General features: G+C 68.0%; 24 protein-coding genes, 2 tRNA genes and 2 pseudogenes. 12 read left to right on the top strand and 16 right to left on the bottom strand.

Going from position 1 to position 21,597, the window contains the following annotated elements; all coding sequences use genetic code 11:
• Window positions 1–87: 87 nt before the first annotated feature.
• The 3 genes from EDD41_RS17205 (at window position 88) to EDD41_RS11185 (ending at window position 3,137) form a co-directional block, all read left to right on the top strand.
• Window positions 88–1,455, top strand: a complete 1,368-nt coding sequence (locus tag EDD41_RS17205; protein ID WP_211336638.1) for an LssY C-terminal domain-containing protein — start codon at window positions 88–90, stop codon at window positions 1,453–1,455.
• 29 nt (window positions 1,456–1,484) lie between these two features.
• On the top strand, window positions 1,485–1,814 hold the full coding sequence (locus tag EDD41_RS11180) for a DMT family transporter (RefSeq protein WP_123577046.1): 330 nt from the start codon (window positions 1,485–1,487) through the stop codon (window positions 1,812–1,814).
• A 75-nt stretch (window positions 1,815–1,889) separates the two neighbouring features.
• Window positions 1,890–3,137 (top strand): MFS transporter, encoded by a 1,248-nt coding sequence (locus EDD41_RS11185; RefSeq protein ID WP_123575952.1) that lies wholly within the window; start codon window positions 1,890–1,892, stop codon window positions 3,135–3,137.
• Window positions 3,138–3,151: 14 nt separating this feature from the next.
• On the opposite strand, the gene EDD41_RS11190 is transcribed toward EDD41_RS11185, so the two are convergent.
• Together EDD41_RS11190 and EDD41_RS11195 are read right to left on the bottom strand one after the other, a co-directional pair.
• Window positions 3,152–3,355 (bottom strand): hypothetical protein, encoded by a 204-nt coding sequence (locus tag EDD41_RS11190; protein ID WP_094765989.1) that lies wholly within the window; start codon window positions 3,353–3,355, stop codon window positions 3,152–3,154.
• 178 nt (window positions 3,356–3,533) lie between these two features.
• The gene (locus EDD41_RS11195; RefSeq protein ID WP_123575953.1) at window positions 3,534–4,184 is read right to left on the bottom strand and encodes a DUF2461 domain-containing protein; all 651 of its coding nucleotides are present in this window, start codon (window positions 4,182–4,184) and stop codon (window positions 3,534–3,536) included.
• A gap of 235 nt (window positions 4,185–4,419) precedes the next feature.
• On the opposite strand from EDD41_RS11195, the gene EDD41_RS11200 reads away from it, so the two are divergent.
• Window positions 4,420–5,178, top strand: coding sequence for a sulfite exporter TauE/SafE family protein (locus EDD41_RS11200; RefSeq protein WP_123575954.1), 759 nt, complete (start codon window positions 4,420–4,422; stop codon window positions 5,176–5,178).
• On the opposite strand, the gene EDD41_RS11205 is transcribed toward EDD41_RS11200, so the two are convergent.
• From EDD41_RS11205 to EDD41_RS11215, 3 genes are read right to left on the bottom strand one after another with little or no spacing between them, the layout of a single operon-like run.
• Complete coding sequence (locus EDD41_RS11205) at window positions 5,144–5,629, bottom strand: hypothetical protein (protein ID WP_148060539.1); 486 nt, start codon at window positions 5,627–5,629, stop codon at window positions 5,144–5,146. The genes EDD41_RS11200 and EDD41_RS11205 overlap by 35 nt on opposite strands.
• Window positions 5,630–5,654: 25 nt before the next feature.
• Window positions 5,655–5,969 (bottom strand): hypothetical protein, encoded by a 315-nt coding sequence (locus EDD41_RS11210; protein WP_123575956.1) that lies wholly within the window; start codon window positions 5,967–5,969, stop codon window positions 5,655–5,657.
• Window positions 5,969–6,388 (bottom strand): SRPBCC family protein, encoded by a 420-nt coding sequence (locus EDD41_RS11215; RefSeq protein WP_170165344.1) that lies wholly within the window; start codon window positions 6,386–6,388, stop codon window positions 5,969–5,971. Before EDD41_RS11215 ends, EDD41_RS11210 begins: the two co-directional genes overlap by 1 nt.
• Before the next feature lie 271 nt (window positions 6,389–6,659).
• Here EDD41_RS11215 and EDD41_RS11220 point away from each other — a divergent pair, with 271 nt between their 5' ends.
• The gene (locus EDD41_RS11220; RefSeq protein ID WP_094765993.1) at window positions 6,660–7,412 is read left to right on the top strand and encodes an alpha/beta fold hydrolase; all 753 of its coding nucleotides are present in this window, start codon (window positions 6,660–6,662) and stop codon (window positions 7,410–7,412) included.
• On the opposite strand, the gene EDD41_RS11225 is transcribed toward EDD41_RS11220, so the two are convergent.
• Complete coding sequence (locus EDD41_RS11225) at window positions 7,405–8,619, bottom strand: L,D-transpeptidase (protein WP_170165345.1); 1,215 nt, start codon at window positions 8,617–8,619, stop codon at window positions 7,405–7,407. The two genes, EDD41_RS11220 and EDD41_RS11225, sit on opposite strands and share 8 nt — an antisense overlap.
• Window positions 8,620–8,731: 112 nt before the next feature.
• On the opposite strand from EDD41_RS11225, the gene EDD41_RS11230 reads away from it, so the two are divergent.
• Both EDD41_RS11230 and EDD41_RS11235 read left to right on the top strand, forming a co-directional pair.
• Window positions 8,732–9,589: an enoyl-CoA hydratase/isomerase family protein gene (locus tag EDD41_RS11230; RefSeq protein WP_123577048.1), complete on the top strand. Its 858-nt coding sequence runs from the start codon at window positions 8,732–8,734 to the stop codon at window positions 9,587–9,589.
• A gap of 574 nt (window positions 9,590–10,163) precedes the next feature.
• Window positions 10,164–10,817 (top strand): hypothetical protein, encoded by a 654-nt coding sequence (locus tag EDD41_RS11235; RefSeq protein ID WP_123575958.1) that lies wholly within the window; start codon window positions 10,164–10,166, stop codon window positions 10,815–10,817.
• 259 nt (window positions 10,818–11,076) lie between these two features.
• Here EDD41_RS11235 and EDD41_RS16915 read toward each other — a convergent pair whose 3' ends face one another.
• A complete protein-coding gene (locus EDD41_RS16915) occupies window positions 11,077–11,388 on the bottom strand; it encodes a hypothetical protein (protein WP_170165346.1) in 312 nt (103 codons plus the stop codon).
• Between the two features lie 91 nt (window positions 11,389–11,479).
• Here EDD41_RS16915 and EDD41_RS18195 point away from each other — a divergent pair, with 91 nt between their 5' ends.
• Both EDD41_RS18195 and EDD41_RS11245 read left to right on the top strand, forming a co-directional pair.
• Window positions 11,480–11,593: an excalibur calcium-binding domain-containing protein gene (locus tag EDD41_RS18195; RefSeq protein ID WP_170165347.1), complete on the top strand. Its 114-nt coding sequence runs from the start codon at window positions 11,480–11,482 to the stop codon at window positions 11,591–11,593.
• A gap of 11 nt (window positions 11,594–11,604) precedes the next feature.
• Entirely contained in the window at window positions 11,605–12,591 is a 987-nt protein-coding gene (locus tag EDD41_RS11245) for a DUF4236 domain-containing protein (RefSeq protein ID WP_123575960.1), read from the top strand.
• Here EDD41_RS11245 and EDD41_RS11250 read toward each other — a convergent pair.
• The 4 genes and pseudogenes from EDD41_RS11250 to EDD41_RS17210 all read right to left on the bottom strand — a co-directional run bounded on the left by EDD41_RS11250 (window position 12,552) and on the right by EDD41_RS17210 (window position 15,929).
• The gene (locus tag EDD41_RS11250) at window positions 12,552–13,844 is read right to left on the bottom strand and encodes a glycosyltransferase (protein ID WP_123575961.1); all 1,293 of its coding nucleotides are present in this window, start codon (window positions 13,842–13,844) and stop codon (window positions 12,552–12,554) included. The genes EDD41_RS11245 and EDD41_RS11250 overlap by 40 nt on opposite strands.
• A 3-nt stretch (window positions 13,845–13,847) precedes the next feature.
• The gene (locus EDD41_RS11255; RefSeq protein WP_094765999.1) at window positions 13,848–14,681 is read right to left on the bottom strand and encodes an ERCC4 domain-containing protein; all 834 of its coding nucleotides are present in this window, start codon (window positions 14,679–14,681) and stop codon (window positions 13,848–13,850) included.
• Between the two features lie 168 nt (window positions 14,682–14,849).
• Window positions 14,850–15,743, bottom strand: a pseudogene (locus tag EDD41_RS11260) (alkaline phosphatase D family protein); the annotation flags it as partial.
• Window positions 15,744–15,755: 12 nt separating this feature from the next.
• Window positions 15,756–15,929 carry a hypothetical protein gene (locus EDD41_RS17210; protein WP_211336639.1) on the bottom strand — a complete coding sequence of 58 codons (174 nt, stop codon included), beginning with the start codon at window positions 15,927–15,929 and terminating at the stop codon, window positions 15,756–15,758.
• 46 nt (window positions 15,930–15,975) lie between these two features.
• Here EDD41_RS17210 and EDD41_RS11270 point away from each other — a divergent pair.
• Window positions 15,976–16,052: transfer RNA gene (locus EDD41_RS11270), tRNA-Gly, on the top strand.
• A gap of 253 nt (window positions 16,053–16,305) precedes the next feature.
• Window positions 16,306–16,382 (top strand) — tRNA-Gly (locus tag EDD41_RS11275).
• Window positions 16,383–16,481: 99 nt separating this feature from the next.
• Here EDD41_RS11275 and EDD41_RS11280 read toward each other — a convergent pair.
• The 4 genes from EDD41_RS11280 to EDD41_RS11300 form a co-directional block, all read right to left on the bottom strand.
• Window positions 16,482–18,218 (bottom strand): amidase, encoded by a 1,737-nt coding sequence (locus tag EDD41_RS11280; RefSeq protein ID WP_245995631.1) that lies wholly within the window; start codon window positions 18,216–18,218, stop codon window positions 16,482–16,484.
• A complete protein-coding gene (locus EDD41_RS11285; RefSeq protein WP_211336640.1) occupies window positions 18,215–18,514 on the bottom strand; it encodes a hypothetical protein in 300 nt (99 codons plus the stop codon). Before EDD41_RS11285 ends, EDD41_RS11280 begins: the two co-directional genes overlap by 4 nt.
• A 708-nt stretch (window positions 18,515–19,222) precedes the next feature.
• Window positions 19,223–19,678, bottom strand: coding sequence for a DIP1984 family protein (locus tag EDD41_RS11295; RefSeq protein WP_094766002.1), 456 nt, complete (start codon window positions 19,676–19,678; stop codon window positions 19,223–19,225).
• Window positions 19,679–19,686: 8 nt separating this feature from the next.
• Window positions 19,687–19,875, bottom strand: coding sequence for a DUF5302 domain-containing protein (locus EDD41_RS11300; protein WP_094766003.1), 189 nt, complete (start codon window positions 19,873–19,875; stop codon window positions 19,687–19,689).
• Between the two features lie 153 nt (window positions 19,876–20,028).
• Here EDD41_RS11300 and EDD41_RS11305 point away from each other — a divergent pair.
• A pseudogene (locus tag EDD41_RS11305) lies at window positions 20,029–20,896 on the top strand (IS5 family transposase).
• Window positions 20,897–20,919: 23 nt separating this feature from the next.
• Here the strand turns inward: EDD41_RS11305 and EDD41_RS11310 are convergent.
• Window positions 20,920–21,471 carry a PhoD-like phosphatase N-terminal domain-containing protein gene (locus tag EDD41_RS11310; RefSeq protein ID WP_094766005.1) on the bottom strand — a complete coding sequence of 184 codons (552 nt, stop codon included), beginning with the start codon at window positions 21,469–21,471 and terminating at the stop codon, window positions 20,920–20,922.
• Window positions 21,472–21,597: the final 126 nt, after the last annotated feature.

Raw genomic sequence — 21,597 nt, forward strand, 5'->3', positions numbered from 1 at the left:
TGGCCGGTCTGCGCGGCCGGGGGCTTCTGTCGTCGTGCGCGGAGGGCAGGGATCCGGTGACCGGCCCGGCTGCGGCAGGATGGGGTCATGTCCTCGCCCCGCTACCCGGTGCCGCCGGCCCCGCCGGTCTACCGGCACGCGCCGGACAAGGTCTCGGCGCGGCGCACCTTCGCGGTCTTCGAGCTGCTGGCCGCGGCTTTCGTGGTGGTGGCACTGGCATTGGCCTTCTGGCTGGCCGCCATCTTGTTGACCACGGGATTCTCCGGCCACCGGGTCCGCCTGATGCACCTGGTGCTCTTCTGGGCGACGACGGCCTACCTGGCCCTTCCTCGGGTGCACCAGCTGTTCACATTGCTCTACCTGCCCGACTACTTCATTGGCCGGACCCGCACCGCGGACGGTCTGCTGGGAGACCCGATCAACCTTGGGCTGGACGGCAATGAGCACGATGTCCATGCCGCCATGCGTGCCGCGGGCTGGACCCGCGCCGATGACCTGTCGGTCCGTTCGGCCTGGGGGATGATCCGCTCCTCGGTGCTTCGGCGTTCCTATCCAGCTGCCCCGGTCTCCGGGCTCTTCCTCTTCCAGCGACGCCAGGACTTCGCCTACCAGCAGGAGGTGGACGGCAACCCGGCGCGGCGCCACCACGTGCGCTTCTGGCGGGTGCCGCACGGCTGGCTGCTGCCCGGTGGCCAACCGGTCACCTGGCTGGCGGCCGCCACCTATGACCGGGCCGTGGGTTTCTCCATGTTCACCTGGCAGATCACCCACAAGATCGACGAGAACATCGACATCGAGCGGGACTACCTGATTGACACGGTGCGCTACGCGGACCCGGAGACAACGGTCCATGTCATCAAGGACTTCTCCACGGCCTACCATCACCGCAATGGCGGTGGCGACCGGGTTCGCACCGACGGTGACCTGCCCATCCTTGACGTCGGCGGGGCCCTGATGCGGGTCGAGCCGGAGGAGAAGATCGCCGCCCGTTCCTATCGCTATCCCGGCTTCGCCAGGCATGGTGTGCCCCCGGCGGCCCTGTGGATCACGGGTGTCCTGGTGGCCGGGCGGGCATTGTTGGTGGCCGCGGCCTGGGGCTTCGTGGGCCTGCGCGACCTGTTGGGCCCGGTGCTGGGTGCCGGGATGTCGGACCTGCGCGCGTCGACGCTGGTGGCCCTGGCGGCCGTGGTGCTGTGGTGGTTGATCGTGGCGCGCAAGCGTCTGGCGTGGGTCCTCCTGATGGTGGTGGCCGTCGTCGACGCGGTGAACCTGCTGGCGGGGATCACTGCGTCGGGAGCCACGGGGCTGGGGAGTCTCACGGCGGCGGGGTTGGCCGTGCTGACGGTGCTTGCCTCCAGCGCGTCTCCCGTGCGGGACTGGGTCTCCCGCGGCCGCCGCGAGCCGGAGGTCACCATCCCGGAGCCCACCTGGCGTCATCTGCGCGAGCGGGGCTGAACCCTGCGCCGCGTGGCAGCATGGGCGTCATGAACTGGCTCATCCTGGTGCTCTCCGGTCTGTTCGAGGCGGTGTGGGCAACGGCCCTGGGCCGCATCACCGGCTTCTCCCGTCCGTGGCCCATCGTCGCCTTCCTGGCCGGCATGACCCTGTCGATGGCGGGGTTGGCCTACGGGATGCGCACCATCCCCGTCGGCACCGCCTATGCCGTGTGGGTGGGGATCGGCGCCAGTGCGACGCTCTTCTACGCGATTGCCGCCGACGAGGAGCGCTTCAGTCTGGTCAAGGTGCTGCTGGTGCTGGGCATCCTCGCGTGCGTCATGGGGCTGAAGGTGGTGGGCGAGCCGGCTGGCACGTAGGCTGGGGGCACAGGGGATTCAATCGACGCGTGTGAGGCCGGGGCGCGTCCCGTCCGACGACCCCTGGAGATCTTGATGACACAGGCCACCGACGTGGGCCCGCAGGCCCCGCATGGCACCTTTCCCGAGCCCGGCTCCCAGTCCCTGGTCAGCGCCGGTGGCTGGGCCTTCCTGCTGACCGCCTTCTTTGCCCGGCTGCCCAGTTCCATGGTGCAGCTGGGATACCTGATGGTGCTCTCCCACGACGGGCGTGGCCTGGCGACGGGTGGGCTCGCCGTGGCGGCCGTCGGTCTGGGCAGCGCGGTGGGTGCACCCGTCGTGGGGCGCCTGGTGGACCGGCTCGGGCCGCTGCCGGTGGTTGCCGGGGCGACGCTGGTCTCCCTCGCCGGGCAGGCCGCCTTCCTCATCGGGCTGTTGCACCACGTCGCGTCTTGGCAGCTGCTGGCCTGCGGGGCGGTGGTCGGTGCGGCCAATCCGCAGATCGGGCCGGTGGCCCGCAGTCACTGGTCACACCTCGCGACGCGGCTGCGCGCCCCGCACCTGGTCTCCCGGGCGCTCGGCTATGAGGGGGCGGTCGACGAGATCGGTTTCGTGATCGGGCCGGTGCTGGCCAGTGTCCTGGTGAGTTGGTTGGGGGCCGCACCAGCGGCGCTCGCGATGATGGGGATGACCCTCGTCCTGCAAGGGGTCTTCGTCGGCCACCTGTGGCGGGAACGCGAGGACTGGGCCGTCCATGACACGGCCGCGCAGGGCCCACGGGCCCACTCGCGTACCGGGCGCTCGGTGTTGTGGCCGATGCTCGCCTGTCTGGGCGTCGGCATCCTGTTCGGGGCGACGCAGACAGCCCTGACAGCGCTCTTCAACGCGCGCGGCATGCCCGGCATCACGGGCCTGGTCTACGGGTGCGTGGGGATCGGCAGTGGCGCGGCGAGCCTTCTGGTCGGCCGCCTGGCCGATCGCTTCACCGTTCCCTTGCGGGTGCTGTCCGGTGGGGTGCTGATGGTGCTGTCCGCGCTGGGCCTGATGGTGCTGCCGTCGGCGTGGCTGGCGTCGCTGGTCTGTCTGGTGTTGGGTGTGGGTGCCGGCGTGACGCTGGTCAGCTCCTTCGGCTGGATGGAGCGGATCGCGCCGCGGGACCGGGTGGCGACGATGATGACCGTGCTGGCCACCTGCCTGACGCTCGGCGTGAGCGCCGGGGCGGCGGTGGCCGGACGTCTTGCCGTCTGGCCGGCGCATGGCTTCTGGCCGGTGCTCGCCTCGGGCGTGATGGCCGCGGTGGCCTCCGCCGGGATGCGGCTCAGCCTGCGCAGGGCCGCTCGCTGACGGGGCGCGCCCGGTCAGATCTCGGTGCTGCGGTCCTCGTCGCGGATCCAGGTGCGGGGACGATCGGCGCGCACGACGGAGCGGGTCAGGCCCAGCATGTCGCGGTCGTCGACGGCCACCTGACCACGGATGGTGCCGATGTAGCCTTCCTCGTCGAACTGGATGGCGCTGCGGGTGGCGTGGTTGTAGGACTCGCGGGGTGCGCGGTCAATGGACATGCTTGCTCCTTTCCGGGCACGGCGGGGCCGGACCGGACTCGTCATTGGGTGTGTCGCGGGGAGACGGGTGAACAGATGTTGCCCCGTTCACCTGAGAGAACCTCTCGGTCTCTAGATATATTCCATTTTCTGGAAAAGTTCCAGAAAATGGCCTCCGCGATGTGGTCTTACCAAAGTATCACCCGCGGGACGTCTCTGTCTCCCCGACGAAGTCATGGAGCCACGACATCAAGGGCCGCAGCTCGTCCCAGCCATCGTTGACGTACTCGGCGGCCTCCGGCGTCGCCATCCATTCCGGTTCACCCAGTGTCAGGTCTGCGGACAAGGCCTTGTGGCGCAGCAGTTCCAGCCGCGGCGCATCGGCGGACGTGCCGCGCGGGCGCGTGGCGAGCTTCTCTCCGCCCAACACATAGCCGGCCTCGGTCAGCTCTCGCAGGATCTCCTCCAGCTGCACGCCCGTCGCATCATTCGTGACGGCCGCCCGGTAGCGCGCCAGCTGGTCCCCGGCCCAGAAATAGCTGCCGCCAGCCAGCAGGAAGCCCGTCGAGTCCACCTGCAGGTACCAGCCGGTGAACGACGAACTGTGCACGTACAGGCCCTGGTGGGTCTTGTAGGGCGACTTGTCATGGCTGAACCGCACGTCGCGGTGCGGGCGGTAGATCTTGGGCTCCCCGAAGGCGGGCGCCACCAGCTCGGCCAGCTCCAGGAAGGGTTGCTTGACCAGTTCCTCGTAGCGGGGCTTGTTGGCCAGCCACCACTCGCGGGTGTTGTTCACCGACAGTTCGCGGTAGAAGTCGACGGCCTCGAGGGGAATTCCGGAGAACGGCATGCCCCAACCCTAGGACTGGGGCGCGCCCGGCCCGCTCCCCCGGGGTCTGGCTCCGGGATTCTTGCTCGCCCGGTCCGGCCTCCCGCTCGCCGAACATGCGCTCGGGTTGCAACACACGCGGATCGTAGGAACCCACTCGGATCGCAGGAACCCACTCGGCTTGCGGAAAATCACTCGGTTGCCCGAGGCTGTGATCTCGTTCCCCGAGCCTGTCGAGGGGTGGAAGGATCGGGCCATGGTCTTCTCCGCCCCGGTCCTGGTGCTGGTGCTCGCCGCCGTCTTCGTCGGTGCCGTGCTGCAGCGGCTGTCCGGCACCGGGATGGGCCAGGTGTTGGCGCCGATCCTGGCCGTCGTGCTGGGGGCTGCGACCGGTGTCCTGGTGGCCAATGCCACCACCACCGTCTCCGCCCTCATGATGCTCGTCGCCCTGCGCCGCGACGTGGAATGGTCCCGGACCCTGCTGATCTGCGGCTTCGCCGTCCCCGGGGCCGTCGTCGGAGGTTTCGTCGTCAAGCAGACCCCGGCGGCCTGGTTGCAGGTCATCGTCGGGGCCGTGGTGCTGAGCGCCATCCTGATCACCGTCGCTGCGAGCGCGCTGGGCCGGATGCCCACCCTGCGCAACCGCTGGATCACGCCGCTCGCGGGTTTCCTGGGCGGCATCTTCAACACCACCGCCGGGGTGTCCGCGCCGGTGATGGTGGTGCACTCCCGGCTGGTGGACTGGAACCAGAAGGCCTTCGCGGCCTCCATGCAGCCGGTCTTCGCGACGATGGGATTCTCGTCGGTGCTGGTGAAGTCCCTGATGTCCGCGGCCGGGACTGCCCTGCCGCCGTGGTGGCTGCTGCCCGTGGTGGTGGTCACCGTCGTGGCCGGGATCCTTGCCGGGGGATGGCTGGCGCAACGCGTGAGACTGGAGCGGGCCAGGTCCGTGGCGCTCACCCTTGCCGGGCTTGGTGGATTCAGCGCGCTGGTCCGCGGCCTGATGTCGCTGTGACGGCCCAGGCGATCGAGAGGTCGTCGTGCACCTTGGTGGCGCTCGCGCGCAGGGCCTCGGCCCGGACCTCCTCGGTGGCACGGATCGTGGCCGCCAGGCGGGGCGCGTCCCCAGTCAGCACCTCGTCGGCCAGGTGCGCGAGCTCGAAGAGCCCCAGGCCCTGGTGCCCGCGGGTGGCACCGTCGCTGGCGGCGATGACGCCCCTCAACTCCCGCAGGTCATGTGCCCCGGTCAGGGCCTCGAAGGCGGCGGCCGGGTCGTGCTGGCAACACCACCAGCCACCTGGGACATTGCGGGTCCGGTGCATTGCCTCCAGACGTCGCACCAACCGCTCGGCCGGATCCGCAAGACCCGCCTGCGCGGGCCCCACCACGCGATCGAGCCGATCGTCGGTGACCCCCACGACGGTGCCGTCGGCGAAGGCCAGCACGATGGAGGCATCGCACAGCACCAGGTGCTCCACAAGGTGATCTGTCTCACGGAAGGCCGCCACCGTCGCGCTCGGGGCCGTATGGTCCAGGCGGCACTCGGGATGCAGTGCCCGCCCTCACCTGCGTGATCGCCAGGGCAAGGGCCTCGTCCATCGGCAGCGCCCTGTCCCGCAGCAGGTCCCGGTAGCGCTCTGCCGGGGCGCGCGAGTGCCAGCTCACCGGGTGCCGACAGCCGGCCTCGGGGTCACGGGGAAGGCCTGCACCGTCGACGACCACCGCGATGCCGTCCTGCTCGTCGAGCGCGAGGGCGTCCTGGTTGTCCCGCGGATCGGCGGCGAGGGTGAACCCCGGCGGTTGCATCAGGGCTGCTGGGCGAGCAGTCCGTCGATCTGGTTGATCGCCGACGTGCTGCCCTCGATGACGCCCATCTCCAGCACCTGCTGCAGACCCTCGGAACTGGCGAAGGTGCTGGCGTAGGTGGCGCGGGTCCCGCCGTCGACGGCCTCGAAGCGGAACTCGTTGTCACTGGTGGGCAGGTCCGTGTTGGGCCGGAAGTCCTCGTCGGCAAAGCCGTCGCGCACGGTGAAGTCGTGGGGCTCGTCCACCGTCAGCACCTCCCAGTAGCCGCAGTACTTCTGGCCGTCGGGGCCGGTCATGTAGTAGTTCATCCGGCCGCCGGGAGTCAGGGCGTGCTCCGTGAAGGTGGCGGGCATCTCGGCCGGGCCCCAGACCTTCTCCAACTGGCGCGGGTCGGCGTAGACCTGCCAGAAACGCTCCACGGGGGCCGCGAACCAGGCGGTGAGGGTGAGGGTGCGGGCCTAGAGGTCGTGGCTGGCATCGATGAGGGGCATGGGGGCTCCTGGAGGTCGTCGTTGGCGCCCAACCCAGTGGAATCGTCAACTGGTGTGAGCTGGCTTCCGGGGGCGGCCACGAGAATCGGCCACGGGTTGCCCGGGCCGATTTCGCGTGCCCTTGTCGGAAGGAACCGGCCATCTGGTAGGCCCAGACTGTTGGTCGGTTCTCGTGGAGAGGCCGGGCTAGGGTGCCAGCATGAGCGGTTCCCTGAGCGTCAACGTCCACGGCCAGCCCCACGATCCGGCGCTGGTGCTGGTGCACGGTGTCACCGATGCGGGCACCACCTGGCCCGACGCCGTCGCCCATTGGTCCGCAGACTGGCGGGTGCACACCGTCAGCCTGCGGGGCCACGGGGAATCGCCGCGCTTCACCGAGGAGCAGGCCGGGGACATGGTCGCCACCCACGTCGCGGATCTCGTGGAGGTTCTGGAGGGCTTCGACGAATCACCAGTGGTGGTGGGTCACTCCCTGGGCGGTCGCACCGCGGTGCTGGCGGCCCTGCAGCGCCCGGAACTGGTGCGGGCCCTGGTGCTGGAGGATCCGGCGCTGATGGACACCACGCCCCACCGCCGCCGCGAGATGCGCCTGTGGATCGACGGTCTCAAGGACTTCGGGCAGCGCAAGGACACGGAGATCGCCCGCCAGATCGAGGCCGGTTGGTCGGCCGCTGAGGCACAGGCCTGGGCGGCTTCCAAACTGCAGGTGGATCTGCGGATGATGGAGCTCCTGGACTTCGGCCCGATGGACCGCGACGAGGTGCTCAACGGGTTGGCCGTGCCCACCCTGGTGCTGGCGCCCTCGGACTCGACGATCGTTCCTTCCCCGGAGCGCGTCACGAATCCGCAGGTGCGGATGGAGCTGCTGGACGGTGTGGGGCACTGCGTGCGTCGCGATGACCCGGAGAGCTATTTCCGGATCGTCGACGCTTTCCTGGCCAGCCTCAGCTGAGGGCCGACTTCTTCTTCCACTGCTCCCAGGTCATGTCCCACTCGGTCCAGCCGTTGCCCACCTCGAGCTTGCGGCTGGAACCGGTGAAGACCACCGGGTCACCGATCTGGGCGGTCGTGTACAGCTTGTACATCTGCCCTTCGTCCATCCCGACGCAACCGTGGGAGGCATTGCGGACACCGAAGTTTCCGGTATTCCACGGGGCGGAGTGGATGAACTCGCCGGAGCTGGTGACCCGCAGGGCGTAGGCGACGGGGACGTTGTAGCCCTCCGGCGAGTCCTGCGCGATGCCGGTGGTCTCCGAGTTCATCTTGATGTGCTCGGCCTTCTCCATCACCAGCTTCGTCCCGGAGCGGGTGGTGAAGCCGGGCTTGCCGGCGGTCATCGGCCAGGTGCCGACGGGCTTGCCGTCGCGAAGCCAGGTGATGGTGTGCTTGGCGATGTCCACCTTGCCGGACTGGTTCCGGCCGATCTCCAGCTCCAGCGTGCGGTTCAGCTGGCCGTAGTTGCCACCGCCCGCATCGACACCATTGAGCCGCGCATCGAGCGAGATCTTCGTGCCGGGCTTCCAGTGCTGCTTGGGCCGGTAGTGGACCGTCTTGTCGTCGTACCAGCCCCAGGATCCCTCCTGTGTGGGGGTGCTGGTGACGTGCATGTTGCGTTCGAACTCGGCCTTGTTCTTCACCGGTACGTCGAAGTGCACGACGATGGGCTGGGCCACCCCGTAGGGGCCGTTGATCACCGGCGACAGGGTGGGGAAGACCTCCTGGGAACGGGACAGCGTGGCGGTGGTGAAGCTGGCTGTCGTGCTCTCGCCGGCCGGGCCGGTGGCGTTCACCGTGTAGCGGGCGCCGGGGTCCAACCGGTCATCGGCCACCCAGGAGCCCTTGTCATTGAGCTTTCCGGTGATCTTCGGGACGGCATTCTTGCCCGAGGCGTTGGTGGTGACCTGCACGTCGCTCGGGTTTCCGGTGACGGTGATCTGGGTGCTGACCGGAACCTGCGTCGCACCGTCCTTGACGTTCATGGACAGCGGCGCGGCAGTGGTGCTGGGGCTCTGGGTTGGCGCGGAACTCGGTTCCGGTGTGGTGGAGGCAGCAGGTGCTTCGGCAGGCGCGGACCCCGTGGTTGTCCCCGGATTGCCACCGGCACAGCCGACGAGTGTCAGGGCGGTGAGTGCCGCGGTCAGCATCTGGCGATTGTGCATCTGGAACCCCTCCTTCAACGCTCGCTTTCCATGATGGGTATCACAATTCTGCGGTGGATCGGGCTCACGGAGGGGCGATGGGCGGTGGATCGCCCAGATCTTCAGTGGATGGATGGGATCCGCGGGCGACTCCCGGTGGCTCGTCGGGCAGGATGGGGGAGACCGCCCAACCACGACGGGAGATGCCATGACGCAGCAGGTGAGGGCCGAGATCAGCGATGACGTGGCGAGCATCGTGCTCAGCGCCCCGGAGACGGGAAACCGGATCGACGTCGGCTTCGTGGAGAGCCTGGTGGAGGCACTCGACGTCGTCGAGGCCCACCAGGACGTGCGGGCCTTGTGGCTGCGTGCGGATGGGCAGGACTTCTCCCAGGGCGGCAACATGCGGGCCTTCCATGAGCGGATCGATGACCTGCAGGGCGCCATCATGGACCTCTTCGAGAGCTTCAACCCAGCGCTGGAAAGGCTGTGGGGGCTGGGTTTGCCGTCGGTGGCGCAGGTCCAGGGCTGGTGTGTCGGCGGGGCGCTGGGGATGGTCTCCATGGCCGACGTCGTGGTGGCGGGCAACTCCGCTCGTTTCCGGGCCTCCTTCCCCGGGCTGGGGATCTCCAATGCCGGTGGCTCGACGGTGGGTTTCGCATCCAGGATGGGGATTTCCGCGGCCCGCCGCTTCTGCATGCTCAACGAGCCGATGTCCGCCGACGAGGCGCTGACCGCCGGCCTGGCCGACATCGTCGTCCCGGACCAGGATGTGCCCGGACGCGCGCAGGAACTGGTGACCCAGCTTGCCGCGGGGCCCACCGTCGCCTATCGCGGCATGCGGCACAACTTCGGGGCGCTGGGCCTGAGCTATGCGGAGGCCCTGCATCGGGAGAACGAGAACATGCGCTTCTGTGCCTCCTCGCAGGATGCGGCCGAGGCCGTCGCTGCCTTCGTGGAGAAGCGTCGCCCGGTGATGCGGGGACGTTGACCACCAGGTTGTCGCAATCGGTGATTCTTTGCGCGATGGGCGAAGATGGAACCATGGCTGTCCCAGAGTCGCCCGACAACGGCTTGCCGCAGTCCTCGCCCGAGCCATCCGGGACTCGCGGCTGAGCCTGCGGCAGATCCAGCAGCAGCTGTGGCGCCAGGAGGGGTGCGGCTGGACCTCGCCTCCCTGAGATACTGGCGCTCGGGCGCGGCCCTTCCGGCCCAGGAGAGGGACATGCAGGCCCTGGCCGCGCTGGAATCCCTGCTGGGGCTGGGCGTCGGGCAGCTCTCCCTGCCACTGCCCGAGGACGCCATCAGCCGGTGGGATCCGGTGCGCCGTGCCACGGCGGCCGAGCAGCTGGAAGAGACCATGTCCGTGCTGGGGCTGCACCCGCAAGGCAGTCATGACTACGCCTTCGTGCAGGACACGCTGTGGGCCTCGGAGGATCGGATGGAGCAGCGCGAACACACCCGGCCGCGGTTGCTAGCTACGCGACGTCGTCCGGCTGGAGGACCAGACCATCCTCTGCGCCAACATCCGTCTGCCCCGTCCGCTGGCCACGGGGGAGCTGCACATGTTCGACTTCACGATGGACTGGCGCTTCTCCGAGCGGAAGGACACCTACGGTTTCACCCGTGTGACCCGCGGAGAGATGCGTTACTGGGCCCTGGTGGCGCACTTCACGGAGGCGCCGCATCGGATCAGCTACGCCTTCGACTACGCCAATGCCACCAAGGACGGTTCGGTTCCGTGCGTCGTGGAGCGCACCATCTGCGTGCTCGCGCGGCCGGTGGTGGCCCGGCAAGGTGACCCGGGGGTCTGGCTGCTGGTGCCCTCGGGTGCCCGGGGGGAGGTGCTGGACCTCACTGGACGGGAGCGGCTGGCCGATCCCGTCGAGACCGGCGACGGGTGGGACCTGGTGCACCTGACCCGGCGTCGGATTTCGACGGTCACGCCCGGGCACCGACTGACCGCCGAGTACCGCCTGCGAATCACCGCGTCCCAGCCGATGGAGGCAATCCGCGTGGCGCTGCCGGAGATGGTGGAGCTGTTCACGATGGACGTCACCCTGCCGCAGACGCCCGACGCCGCGCTCCTGCTCCACCGCAGCGAGGCGGATGCGACCTCCCTGCGCAGTGCACTGGAAAGCCGCCGACATCTGCAGTACTCGTCGGCGAAGGCACCGCTGGGGATCTACGACCTGATGTGGAGTGCGCCGCGGGGCTGAAGTCAGACACGTGGCCGTATTCCCAGGGTTGGAGAATCAGACGCTGTTCCGTCATATGGAATCCTCACTACCTGAAGAGGTGCTTTCCAGTGGATGCTGGCAGTCCAGTACTTCGACCGGTGTGCCTAGGCTGATCGGGCTCGGGGTTCGTTGCGCTCCTTTGGCGCTCCTTAGAAAGAAGACTTGCCATGGGTGATCCCACCCCGCCCCCGCCACCCATCGGATGGACCTCCGGTCCGGGACAGAGCTCGAGCCCTGTTCAGTTCAACCCGCAGTTGTCTCCTCCTGGTCCCAAGGATCCGCGTCCTCTGTACAAGAAGAAGCGGTTCTGGGCTGCGGCCGTGCCTGTCTCGTTGGTTGTGCTGAGCCTTGTTTCTCCGTCGCAGCCAGCAACCCAGCCGATGTCGGCTGCCGCCGTTCCGACAGCGACGGTCACCTTGACCGAATCAGTGGCAGCGCCAACCGCGACTGTGACGGCCACGGCCACTGCGACAGCGACGGTCACAGCCACTGTGACGGCCACAGTCAATGCAACAACCACCGCCACGGCTACTGCGACGAAGATGATCACCGCGGCCGCCGCTGCGCCGGCGACGTCGAGGGCAGGGTTCGCTGCGCCGCAGGGCGCTGGGCCGGATGAGTCTGGGCCCACCGATCCAGATATGGGGTCGTGCAAGGCGGCGAAGGCTGCGGGCTACGGCCCCTATCGGCAAGGAGCTGACCCCGAGTACGGCTTCTATCGGGACGCGGACGACGATGGTGTCGTGTGTGAGTAGTAGGCACTGACATGGGCTTGCGCATGCGCCGTTCCTTCAAAGTGGCACCGGGCCTGAGAATGACGGTGACAAACAAGTCACTGGGAATCTCGGCTGGCGGCCGCGCGGCGCGGATCAACGTCAACTCGCGCCATGGGACAACGGCCTCAGTGGGAATCCCCGGGACAGGTCTCAGTTTCAGCCAGAAGATCCGCTATCCGCTACGCCCAGAACATCCCACAGCATCCGATATTGAGACTTCTCCGGCTGGCTCGGATCGGGTCAGTCCTCGCCCGGGCCTCTGGGCGCCATCTTGGGAAAAGGAGCTGTTCGGCAGGGTCGAGAGAGGTCGCCTGGATGCGCTGCAGGACATCGCTGCCCGGTCCCCCAAGTCTCGACAAGCATGCCTTTACCTCCAAGGACTGGCGACGATGTCGGGAGAGTTGCTGGGGGAACTGTGGACCGAGGGTTTCGATCCGTCGCAGGACCCATTCATCAAGCGCTATCTCGCGTCATCGGAGACCACTGTTTGGCTGACCCGTGATGTCGTCGTGGTGATGCCTCCGCACCGGGACACCCTCGGACTGGTGCTCGCCGAGTTGCTCCAGCAGCGGGGACTCCTTGACCAGGCGATTGCCGTCGTGGAAGGCCTGTCCTCTTCGGAGGTTGTTGCAGTCTCCTTGGCTGACCTGTATCTGGCGGCTGGTCGGCCGGCAGACGTGTTGCCAATCTCTCAAGGGAACAACGCGGTCGACTCGGTGTTTACGGCCTGTCTCAGTCTCCAGCGAGCAGTGGCGCTGCGTGAGCTGGGCGATCTTGCCGGTTCGAGGCAGGTGATCGGGGTGATTCTGAGGCCGCGCTGGATGCCAGACTCCGTCCGGATGTGGGCATGGGTTGAGCGGGCCAAAACCTACGCGGCGGAGCGGAAGTCCTCGCTGGCGCGCAAGGACCTGATGCGGGTGGCCGCGCTTGATCCCGATTATCCGGGGGTGGCAGATCTCCTCGACGAACTAGCCTGAGGCTCAATCCAGCTAGTCATTACTTCGACGGTGAGTGCCAGGCCATCCTCGCGGCGCGCCAGCTCCCCGATCTCCCGGGCGCGTTCGGCATGGGCGTTGGCCTGCGGGCCGACGGTCAGTGCGTCGACAAGGCGGCTCAGGTCAACGGCGTCGAGGTGGTTGCGGCGCAACCGGCCGGGGGTGGGGCCAAGCCCCAGGGCATGCAGCCGCGACGCGTGGAAGGGCTGGTCGACGCCGAAGGGGACCACCGCGGTGGGGCGGCCGCTGCGCAGCGCCTCGTGGCTGGTGCCGGCGCCGCCGTGGTGGATGGTGGCGGCGACGCGGGGGTAGAGCTGGCTGAAGGGCGCTCCCGGGATGGCCAGCACGTCGTCGTCCAGATGGCCGGGGATGGTGCCCGGTGGGGCGAGCGTCAGCAATGGGCGGCCGGTGGAGCGGGCGGTGCGGATGATGGCATCCAGGTCTGCCTCGGCGGTGAACTGGGTGAAGCTGCCGAAGCCGACGAAGACGGGATCCCTGCGCAGGAAGGCAGCCAGGTCTGTGTCCGGGGTCCATTGCGGGGAGGGCGGTGCCAGATATCCGGTCCGGCGGGTGGTGGCGGGCCAGTCGTCGGCGGGCGGCACCAGCAGGGGGCTGGCGGCCAGGATGATCCGGTGCTCGTCGGCCAATCGGGTGATGTCCCGGAATCCCTTGTGGGGAAGGCTCAGGCGATGCCGGGTGGCGTTGGTCAGGGCATTGCCCAGGGAGGTGGACAGTTCCCAGCTGAACCGGGTGCCCCAGGCGTCGTAGGGCTCCCACCCGGTGAAGTACTGCGGTGAGATGAAGCTGCCGCGGTGCAGGGTGGGCAGCTGTCCGGTGAACACGACGGTGGCCAGCCGGCATCCCCTGGCCGCGACGCAGGCCATCGCGGCGCCCCGGGCCAGGACGCCGGTGACGATCGTGTCGCCCGGCCGGACCGTGGCGAGCAGGGCGTCGGTGAAGGTGCCGGCCATGCCGGAGGTCCACTTCTTCAGCAGCAGGTACTGCCCACCCAGGCTTCGGGCCGCGAGGTCCTGGACCGGGCCACGGCTCAGGGCGTCGTCGAGGCTCGCGTCTACCGGGACGAAATCTGCCTGTGGGGCAAGGGATTGCGCCAGTGGTGCGTATTCGGCCAGCGCGATGACGGCGGCCTCGTGGCCGGCGTCGGTGAGGGCTCCCGCGAGGGTGGCCAGGGGCTGGACGTCGCCCCGGGAGCCCAGGGCCAGCAGCACGAACATGTGTCAGTCCTGGTGCGTGAGGCGCTCGACGCGTTGCCTGGCAGCGACATCCTGCTCGTGTTCGGCCAGGGCGGTCCCGAAGAAACGGTAGGTCCATTCCTGGGCGAGGGCACGGGTCTCGGCGAAGATGATGGGCACGGTGGGGAATCGCAGGTGGCATTCGGCAATCGCATCCGCCACCGCAGCCGGTTTGGTGTGGGTCAGCTTGAAGACCGACGAGTAGCGATCCTCCACCACCACCGCCGCGTGCGGCAGCGTCGCCAAGTCCGCTAGCTGGTACTTCAGGGTCCCGTTCATCAGTGATCCGACAAGGTCCGCCAAGGACTTGCGTTCCACTGCGGCCAGCACCTCGTCATCCGAGCGGACCGCGTAGTCACCCGCCGGTAGGGCCCGCCTCTCGGTGCTGGCCTGCTGCGTCGAGAATTTCCACGGATAGCGCTCCCGGGAGTCGACGTCGATCATCATGCCCTCGACACCGGAGGCCCGGGCAGTGGGGACCTTCGCCATTGGACGGGCTTGCTTTGCGGTGTTGCGGGTCTGCCAGAAGATCGCCTCCCGGCCGCCGCGCACCCTGGTCATCACGAACTGCGACCGGTTCTCCCGGCTCCGCTCCAGCAGCAGGTCGATGGCGGCGCCGCGCCGGGTGCACGAGCGCACCGCAAGGCTGTCCACGATCTCCGGCTCGTCTGGCCAATCGGCAGGGTGGCAGTACAGCTTGCCGGTGCGGGGCCAGGTCTCCTTCACCTTGAGCACCAGCCCGTCGCCCAACGGCAGCTTCAGCAGGTAGGGCAAGGAGGTGTCGGGCTCGGGATTCTTGGCGATCACCAGCTCTGGCATGTGCCCAGCCTACGAGCAGTCTGGCAGCCGGCTCCACGGGAATCGACCATGGGATGCGCCTGGGTTGGCTGGCCTGAGCGTGGGCGCTCCCGGCCCGGGTGATCTGCTGGTCGATTCTCGTGGCGGGGCGCAGGCCGTACTGGCCGCGCCCCGCCACGAGGGAAGGAATCAGCGGCTGGGCTCGAGGTCCTTGCTGTAGAGCACCTCGCCCAGACCATTGCGCAGGCTGACGCTCATGGTTCCGGCGCGGTCGATCTCCACGTAGCCGAAGAACATCGCCTTCTGGTTGCGCGGGGACTGCAGCGGGTAGCTGGGCACGCCCTGGAAGAGCACCTGCGGGCCGAAGGTGGAGTCCATCTTGTTCGGGCCGAAGCCGCCGGCGCTGATCGGGCCGGCGACGAACTCGTGGAAGCCGTCGAAGTCGCTGAAGGAAGCCTTCTCCGGGTCGTAGTAGTGGGCGGCGCAGTAGTGCACGTCCGCGGTGAACCACACCACATTGCGGATCTTGCGACGCTTGATCTCCTTGAGCAGGTAGGCGAACTCCAGCTCGCGGCCGGCGGGGGCACCGGAGCGGCCATTGGCCACGGCCTCGATGTTCTTGCCGTCGGGCACGATGATGCCGATCGGCATGTCCGCGGCAATCGCCTTCCAGGTGGCCGTCGAACGCTCCAGCCCGTCGAGCAGCCACTCCACCTGGCGGTTGCCGAGGAAGGCGGTGCGCTGGTCCTCGGTGCCGGGGGTGTTGGCGTCGCGGTAGCTGCGCATGTCCAGGCAGAAGACGTCCAGCTGCGAGCCGCGCGAAAGCTCGCGGTACATCTGCGGCTGCTGCCCCAGGTCGTGGCGGCCGCGGCCATGCAGGTCCGAGATGGGCATGTTCTCGAAGAAGGCCTGGCGTCCGCGGGCCGAGAGCACGTCGGCGCGTCGTTCGATCTGGTAGCGCTCGTCGTCCAGCACCTCGCCGGGGTACCAGTTGTTGGTGGTCTCGTGGTCATCCCACTGGCTGATCACCGGGACGTCGGCGTACATGGCGCGGATGTTGGCGTCCATCTGGTTGTAGCGGTAGCGGCCGCGGAATTACTTGAGGGTCTCGGCCACCTTCTCCACCTCCGGGGTGGTGATGTTGCGCCAGACCTGGCCGTCGGGTTCGGTGACCTCGGGCTTGATGGGGCCGTCGGCGTAGAGCGTGTCTGACAATGTCTTGGTCCAGGCGATGACGGCGTTGAGGACGACAGCGGCGCGGTAGACCACGGCGTGCTTGTCGTAGCGGGTCGCGAGTCCTCGCCGTTCACGGCACGCGGGCGTAGCTCAATGGTAGAGCAGCGCCAGCTTCCCAAGCTGGACACGCGGGTTCGATTCCCGTCGCCCGCTCCACCACGGAGGGCCTTGCCAAGGAGATCTTGGCAAGGCCCTCCGAACATTTCAGTCCAGCGACGCAAAACGCTCCGTGCCCGATGTGGGGCTCGATGCCCGCTATTCGGTGACCTCGGGCTTGATGGGGCCGTCGGCGTAGAGCGTGTCTGACAATGTCTTGGTCCAGGCGATGACGGCGTTGAGGACGACAGCGGCGCGGTAGACCACGGCGTGCTTGTCGTAGCGGGTCGCGAGTCCTCGCCGTTCACGGCACGCGGGCGTAGCTCAATGGTAGAGCAGCGCCAGCTTCCCAAGCTGGACACGCGGGTTCGATTCCCGTCGCCCGCTCCACCACGGAGGGCCTTGCCAAGGAGATCTTGGCAAGGCCCTCCGAACATTTCAGTCCAGCGACGCAAAACGCTTCGTGCCCGATGTGGGGCTCGATGCCCGCTATTCGGTTTCCTGATGCACCTGATGCGCGGACATCCGTCCTCGGTGGGCACGCGCTACCGGGGGTTTTGTCAACCCGGCGGCCGTCCGCGAGTACGCCTTGCCGCTGCCGGCGAGCGGGGTGGCGGGAGGCGGGTTGTCGTCGGCCGGGTCGGCTGGGCGACGCAGGTGCCAGTCAGTCACCTCTTGATAGGCCGCCGCCACCGCCAGCAGGCGGTCCTCAGCGAACGGTTGCCCTCCCAGGATGGTGCCGACCGGCAGGTTCGCGGCTGTGAAGCCGATTGGGAGAGCCAATTCCGGCAGCCCAACTCGGTCAAAGTACGACGGGTCGGTTTGCAGCACCACATCACACGGTCCGAATACCTCCGATAGCACCCGGTCGAGGAAGAGTTCCTTGGCGCGCTGGCCCCTGACGTACTCGTCTGCACCCAGCAGGGCCCCGGCCAGCCACGAGGTCACCGAAACCCCGAACAGACGCAGATCCCTGCGCATCGTGGGCAGAAAGGGCTCGCTGCGCTCTGGCAGGCGGACGTCGTTCATGGCCGAACCGGCCAACACGTCCCACTCATCTGGGAACGGGACCGCGACGACGCTGATGCCGGGGATGGCGTCCAGCTTTTCCAGGAACTTCTTGCGCAGCGCCAGCGTCTCCCCCGTGACGGCGAGGAAGTCAGGCAGGTATCCCACCCGAGTGGGATACCTGCACGACACTGTCCCGCCCTTGGTCACTGGCGTGGCCGCGCGAACATAGTCCGCAGGCGCCGGGAGCCCCTGTGTCCGGGGGTCGTGCGGATCTTCCCCCGCCATCACCGACAGCATGATCGCGGCATCCATTGCCGTCCGAGCCAGTGGCCCGGGATGGTCACGGGTATAGGTGAGCGGAATGATCCCATACAAGGAGACCCGGCCCATCGTGGGCTTCAGGCCGGTCAAGTTCTGCTGGTTGGACGGGGCGGTGATGGAGCCGCCGGTCTGTGTGCCCACCGAGCTCGCGGCCATCCGAGACGCCACAGCGCAGGCGGAACCCGACGACGACCCGCCCGGGTCAACCGATGGGTTCGCCGGAGACCAGGCATTCACCGTGGTGATGACACCACTCGGGGTAGTGGCGCGGGTGGTTGCCAATGGACCCATTTGAGTCTTGCCCAGCACGATGCCCCCGGCCTGCTTGAGTCGGGCCACGGCCGTCGCATCGAAAGGCGGCACGAAGTCCTGGAAGATGAAGCTGTTGGCCGTGGTCTTGTAACCAGCTGTGTAGTAATTGTCTTTGATCGCCAGCGGTATGCCCGCCAAGATTCCGGACCCAGGTCGAGACGCGACCGCCGCGGCCATCGCGTCCTTGGCGGCCACCAGGTTGAACGCCTGCAAGGTGTCGTCGAACGCGCCGATCCGGTCGAGGTAAGCACGCAGCAGCAGGGACGGCTTGAGGCGACCCGCCTGGATCAGCGTTATGGCCTCGGCCAACGTGGCTTCGCTCAAGTCATCCCGCACCGCCCGGCGAACGGACACCTTTGGCGCCGCAGAGGTGCGCGCGGGGGTCCGAGCTGCGGCCACCTCGGGGAGCGCGACGTTGCCCATCACGGCGAGTGCGCCGACAGCCCCCATCCGCGCCAAGAAGCTGCGTCGGTGAACCGCGGTCGGCTGCTCTGCGCACTCGGGCGCGAAGGCAGGGTCTGACGCGGTTCCGTATGGATTGGCGTCCTCATGATGGTTGGTTGGGGTGTACTGCATGGTCATGAGTTCCTCCAGGCGGTGGCGATGGATGGGTACATCACGGGAACGGCCGTCTGCTGCTGGAGCAGCTCGCGGTCGCCCGAAACGCCACTCGGCGTCGGTGGCTGCCATCCGGCGACGGTGGCGATTGAGCCGCGCACGAAGCGGCGCAGGCTGGCCAGAACCGTCACTTGCCCCGGGCTACCGGTGGTGGGATCGGGGATGCTGCCCTCGGGCAACTGGGACAGGTCGATCCCGATGCTCGCCAGACGGGCCCGGATCATGGTGTCGAGCTCCGCATCAGTGGGTGGGGTGGCCATTGAATTCCTTCCAGAGCGGGGATGGGTGAGGGCATGATCCTTGCCCTTTCGCATGTCACGGGTGTGTCCCCTTCGTCACGGAGAGGTAACGCGAGATGCGGCGCATTTACGGCGTTGGTGGCGTCCACCCGTGCGTGATCGTGGTAGCTGCGTCCGCAAGATGAGGTCATTCGTTGCGTACGGCAATGACGAGCACACAGGGGGCGGTGGGCGGGTCCCAAGGTAGTCGTCCATGTCCTCGGCGAAGTCGTGGCCACTGAGCGGGCTCGGGGGTGCTCCCCGACGACGTCAGCTTCGACTTCACCGACCCCACCACGCGTCCGCGCAGCTGGGACGCCCCACGACCACGGCGGACGCCGTCCAACAGATCACCCACCACGCCCCTCGAACACTCGAGGCTTCATCAGCACGGGCAACGCTTCCTGGATCTGAGGACATTTGCCATCCTCCAGAGCGCAGTGTGACTGCGACTCCCGCTCCTCGCACGCATGCATCTGAGCCGGAAGGTCCCCGGACCCTCCCTCGTCGCGCCCCCGTGCCGTGGTGGTGAGGTGTTCGTCGTGCTCCATACCCATGTCAACCATGCAGGGCGTGAAGTGTGCGGGCTTTCGCCCAGGGCCCCCGCCCAGAGGGTTGCAGGAGGAGGCACCGGTTTGGCCCCCGGCGCCGTGGGCTTGGCACGCGCTGACGCGACTACCTGCTTCCGGCTCAGACCAGGTCGGTGCTCCAGTTCAGTTGCTGCAGGGCGGTGTCCAGCTCGCGGTAGCGCTTGCTTGCCGCGTCCGCGTTGGCCCTGACCCGCGCCACGTCCACGGTGGAGACGAACTTCACCTCGGTGCGCGTGTAGCGGTCCATCCGAGCGGACGCTGCATCGGCGACCTCCGCGTTGAAACTCCGTCGACGGGCGGCCAGGTCACGTTCGGCGATGGCGTCGGTGATGGTGCCGATTCCCTCGAAGGGGGTCACCGAGTTGGTGGCATTGATCCGCCGCACCAACTCCGCCAGCCGGTTCATCAACCGCTCCGCCTCAGCCATCAGCGCCGTCGGGTCTTCCTCGGGCACGTCACCTTCCTGCACCCGGGCCGACGCGACGGCCCGTCGCTTCAGCTCGTCGAGCCGCGCCTGTACTTCGGCGCGCTCGGCGAGCGCCTCAGCCAACTTCATCGTCCCTCCTACCCGCCCGACTTGCGACGGAACTCACGCTTGCCCGCAGCCTTGGCGACGGCCTTGGGGCCGTGGCCCGACAGGTGCGCTGCCTGCCCATCGGCACCCTGGCGCGACTTGGCGTTCTTGGCCTCCAGGGCCGCCTTCATCCGATCGCGGGGGTCCTGCGGCCCATCCGGTGTCGGCTTCTCAGTCATGTGGCCAACCTTGGCCCACTCCGGCCAACCTGACAAGGGACTTTCCGCGACTACGAGCGCACTGGTTCCGTCAAGGGACGATTCGCCCCGGCACCGCCAAGAACTAGGGCGTGTCTGACAGAGGTTTGGGGCTGCGGCTGGGAGTCTCGATGGGTGTCGCGGTTTCAGGTGCTTTCGGATGCTCAGTGGTCGTTGATCGAGGAGATGCTGCCGCGTCCCACGGGCCGGCCGGGGCGGAGGTTCTCCGACGCCCGCACGATGGTCGAGGGCATCGTCTACCGTTACCGGACAGGGATCGCGTGGCGTGATCTGCCAGAGGTATTCGGTCCCTGGCAGACGGTGTGGACCTGGCATCGCCGGATGGCGTTCGATGGGACGTGGGATCGGGTGGCCGCGAAGATCGTCGCTGCCGCGGACGCTGCGGGGATGGTCGATTGGTCGCTGTCGGTGGACTCCACTATTGCCCGTGCGCATCAGCATGCGACGAACACGACCCGGCTCACAGGGGGCTGGATCGAATTACAAGGATCTGACGCTCGAGCCGCCTGATCACGGCATCGGCCGCTCCCGAGGCGGCTTGTCGACGAAGATCCATCAGCTCGTCGATGGCAACGGGCTCCCGCTGGTCACGTTGATCACCCCAGGCCAGGCGGGTGACTCGCCGATGTTCCTGCCGCTGATGGCGCAGCTACGAGTCGGGCGCGAGACGGGCCGGCCCAGAACTCGGCCCGACGCGGTCCGTGCCGACAAGGCCTATTCGTCTCGCGCGATCCGAGGGCACCTGCGTTCCCGCGGGATCAAGACCGTGATCCCTGAACCGGACGATCAGAAGGGACACCGCAAACGACGCGGGTCACGCGGCGGACGACCGGTCGGACTGGACGCTTCCGACTACAAGAACAGGAACGTCATCGAACGCGGCTACTGCCGAATCAAGCAGTGGCGAGGACTCGCGACCCGCTACGACAAGCACGCCGTGGTCTACCGCGCCGCTGTCGTCCTCAACGCCGTCATCGCCTGAACCAAGACATTGTCAGACACGCTCTAGATGTTGTCGCCCGAGTGGATCAGGAAGTCAGGGCGCAGCGCGTGCATGGCGCGGTAGGCCACCATGCCCTCGAGGTCCGGGTTGATGCCGTAGCCCTGGCCGGCGGTGTCACCGGTCCACACGAAGCTCTGCGGGGCACTGCCCAACGACGGGGTGCTGAAGTGACCCACCTCCTCCTTGCCCAGCCGGCCGTCGGTGTCCTCGAACTGGATGCGGTACTCGTACTCGCGGCCCGGGCGCAGGCCCTTGAGCTCCAGCTTGGCGGTGAGGTCGGTCTTCGGGGTGGCCCACGGGCCCTTGTGGGTGCGGCGTCCGCCGCGTCGGCCGGTGGACAGCTCGACGAGCATCCGGCCGGGGCGGTCCGAGCGGGCCCACAGCATGGCGCCACGCGGGGTGACGTCGCCGGACTGGATGCCGCTGGGCAGGGTGCCGCGCGACGGGATGAGGGACGAGGTGGCCTGGGCGCGCGGCTCGGGCGAGCCAACCGCGAGGAGGGCGGCGCCACCGAGGGAGCCGCCGAGCAGCGTGCGTCGTGAGGTCTTGGTCATGCCCTCGACCCTGTCGGGGCCGGGTGGCGTTCAGCTGAGCTTCAGGTGAAGCCTCGGCGAATTGTGCCCGGGCGGGCTTCCACGGGAATCGGCCACGGGATCCGCCGGGGCGAGTGGCAGGAGGCA

The sequence above is a fragment of the Luteococcus japonicus genome, assembly GCF_003752415.1.
In the GTDB taxonomy this organism is placed as follows: domain Bacteria; phylum Actinomycetota; class Actinomycetes; order Propionibacteriales; family Propionibacteriaceae; genus Luteococcus; species Luteococcus japonicus.

What these genes read in the sequence shown, in the direction of transcription:
- EDD41_RS11245 (WP_123575960.1), top strand. Translation starts at nt 11,605, where the DNA reads ATGGGCTTGCGCATGCGCCGTTCCTTCAAAGTGGCACCGGGCCTGAGA.
- EDD41_RS11300 (WP_094766003.1), bottom strand. Translation starts at nt 19,875, where the DNA reads ATGACTGAGAAGCCGACACCGGATGGGCCGCAGGACCCCCGCGATCGG.
- EDD41_RS11200 (WP_123575954.1), top strand. Translation starts at nt 4,420, where the DNA reads ATGGTCTTCTCCGCCCCGGTCCTGGTGCTGGTGCTCGCCGCCGTCTTC.
- EDD41_RS18195 (WP_170165347.1), top strand. Translation starts at nt 11,480, where the DNA reads ATGGGGTCGTGCAAGGCGGCGAAGGCTGCGGGCTACGGCCCCTATCGG.
- EDD41_RS11190 (WP_094765989.1), bottom strand. Translation starts at nt 3,355, where the DNA reads ATGTCCATTGACCGCGCACCCCGCGAGTCCTACAACCACGCCACCCGC.
- EDD41_RS11285 (WP_211336640.1), bottom strand. Translation starts at nt 18,514, where the DNA reads ATGGCCACCCCACCCACTGATGCGGAGCTCGACACCATGATCCGGGCC.
- EDD41_RS11185 (WP_123575952.1), top strand. Translation starts at nt 1,890, where the DNA reads ATGACACAGGCCACCGACGTGGGCCCGCAGGCCCCGCATGGCACCTTT.
- EDD41_RS11220 (WP_094765993.1), top strand. Translation starts at nt 6,660, where the DNA reads ATGAGCGGTTCCCTGAGCGTCAACGTCCACGGCCAGCCCCACGATCCG.
- EDD41_RS11225 (WP_170165345.1), bottom strand. Translation starts at nt 8,619, where the DNA reads ATGCACAATCGCCAGATGCTGACCGCGGCACTCACCGCCCTGACACTC.
- EDD41_RS11250 (WP_123575961.1), bottom strand. Translation starts at nt 13,844, where the DNA reads ATGTTCGTGCTGCTGGCCCTGGGCTCCCGGGGCGACGTCCAGCCCCTG.
- EDD41_RS17205 (WP_211336638.1), top strand. Translation starts at nt 88, where the DNA reads ATGTCCTCGCCCCGCTACCCGGTGCCGCCGGCCCCGCCGGTCTACCGG.
- EDD41_RS11230 (WP_123577048.1), top strand. Translation starts at nt 8,732, where the DNA reads ATGGGATCCGCGGGCGACTCCCGGTGGCTCGTCGGGCAGGATGGGGGA.
- EDD41_RS11255 (WP_094765999.1), bottom strand. Translation starts at nt 14,681, where the DNA reads ATGCCAGAGCTGGTGATCGCCAAGAATCCCGAGCCCGACACCTCCTTG.
- EDD41_RS11195 (WP_123575953.1), bottom strand. Translation starts at nt 4,184, where the DNA reads ATGCCGTTCTCCGGAATTCCCCTCGAGGCCGTCGACTTCTACCGCGAA.
- EDD41_RS11280 (WP_245995631.1), bottom strand. Translation starts at nt 18,218, where the DNA reads ATGACCATGCAGTACACCCCAACCAACCATCATGAGGACGCCAATCCA.
- EDD41_RS11180 (WP_123577046.1), top strand. Translation starts at nt 1,485, where the DNA reads ATGAACTGGCTCATCCTGGTGCTCTCCGGTCTGTTCGAGGCGGTGTGG.
- EDD41_RS11310 (WP_094766005.1), bottom strand. Translation starts at nt 21,471, where the DNA reads ATGACCAAGACCTCACGACGCACGCTGCTCGGCGGCTCCCTCGGTGGC.
- EDD41_RS11295 (WP_094766002.1), bottom strand. Translation starts at nt 19,678, where the DNA reads ATGAAGTTGGCTGAGGCGCTCGCCGAGCGCGCCGAAGTACAGGCGCGG.
- EDD41_RS11210 (WP_123575956.1), bottom strand. Translation starts at nt 5,969, where the DNA reads ATGCAACCGCCGGGGTTCACCCTCGCCGCCGATCCGCGGGACAACCAG.
- EDD41_RS11235 (WP_123575958.1), top strand. Translation starts at nt 10,164, where the DNA reads ATGTTCGACTTCACGATGGACTGGCGCTTCTCCGAGCGGAAGGACACC.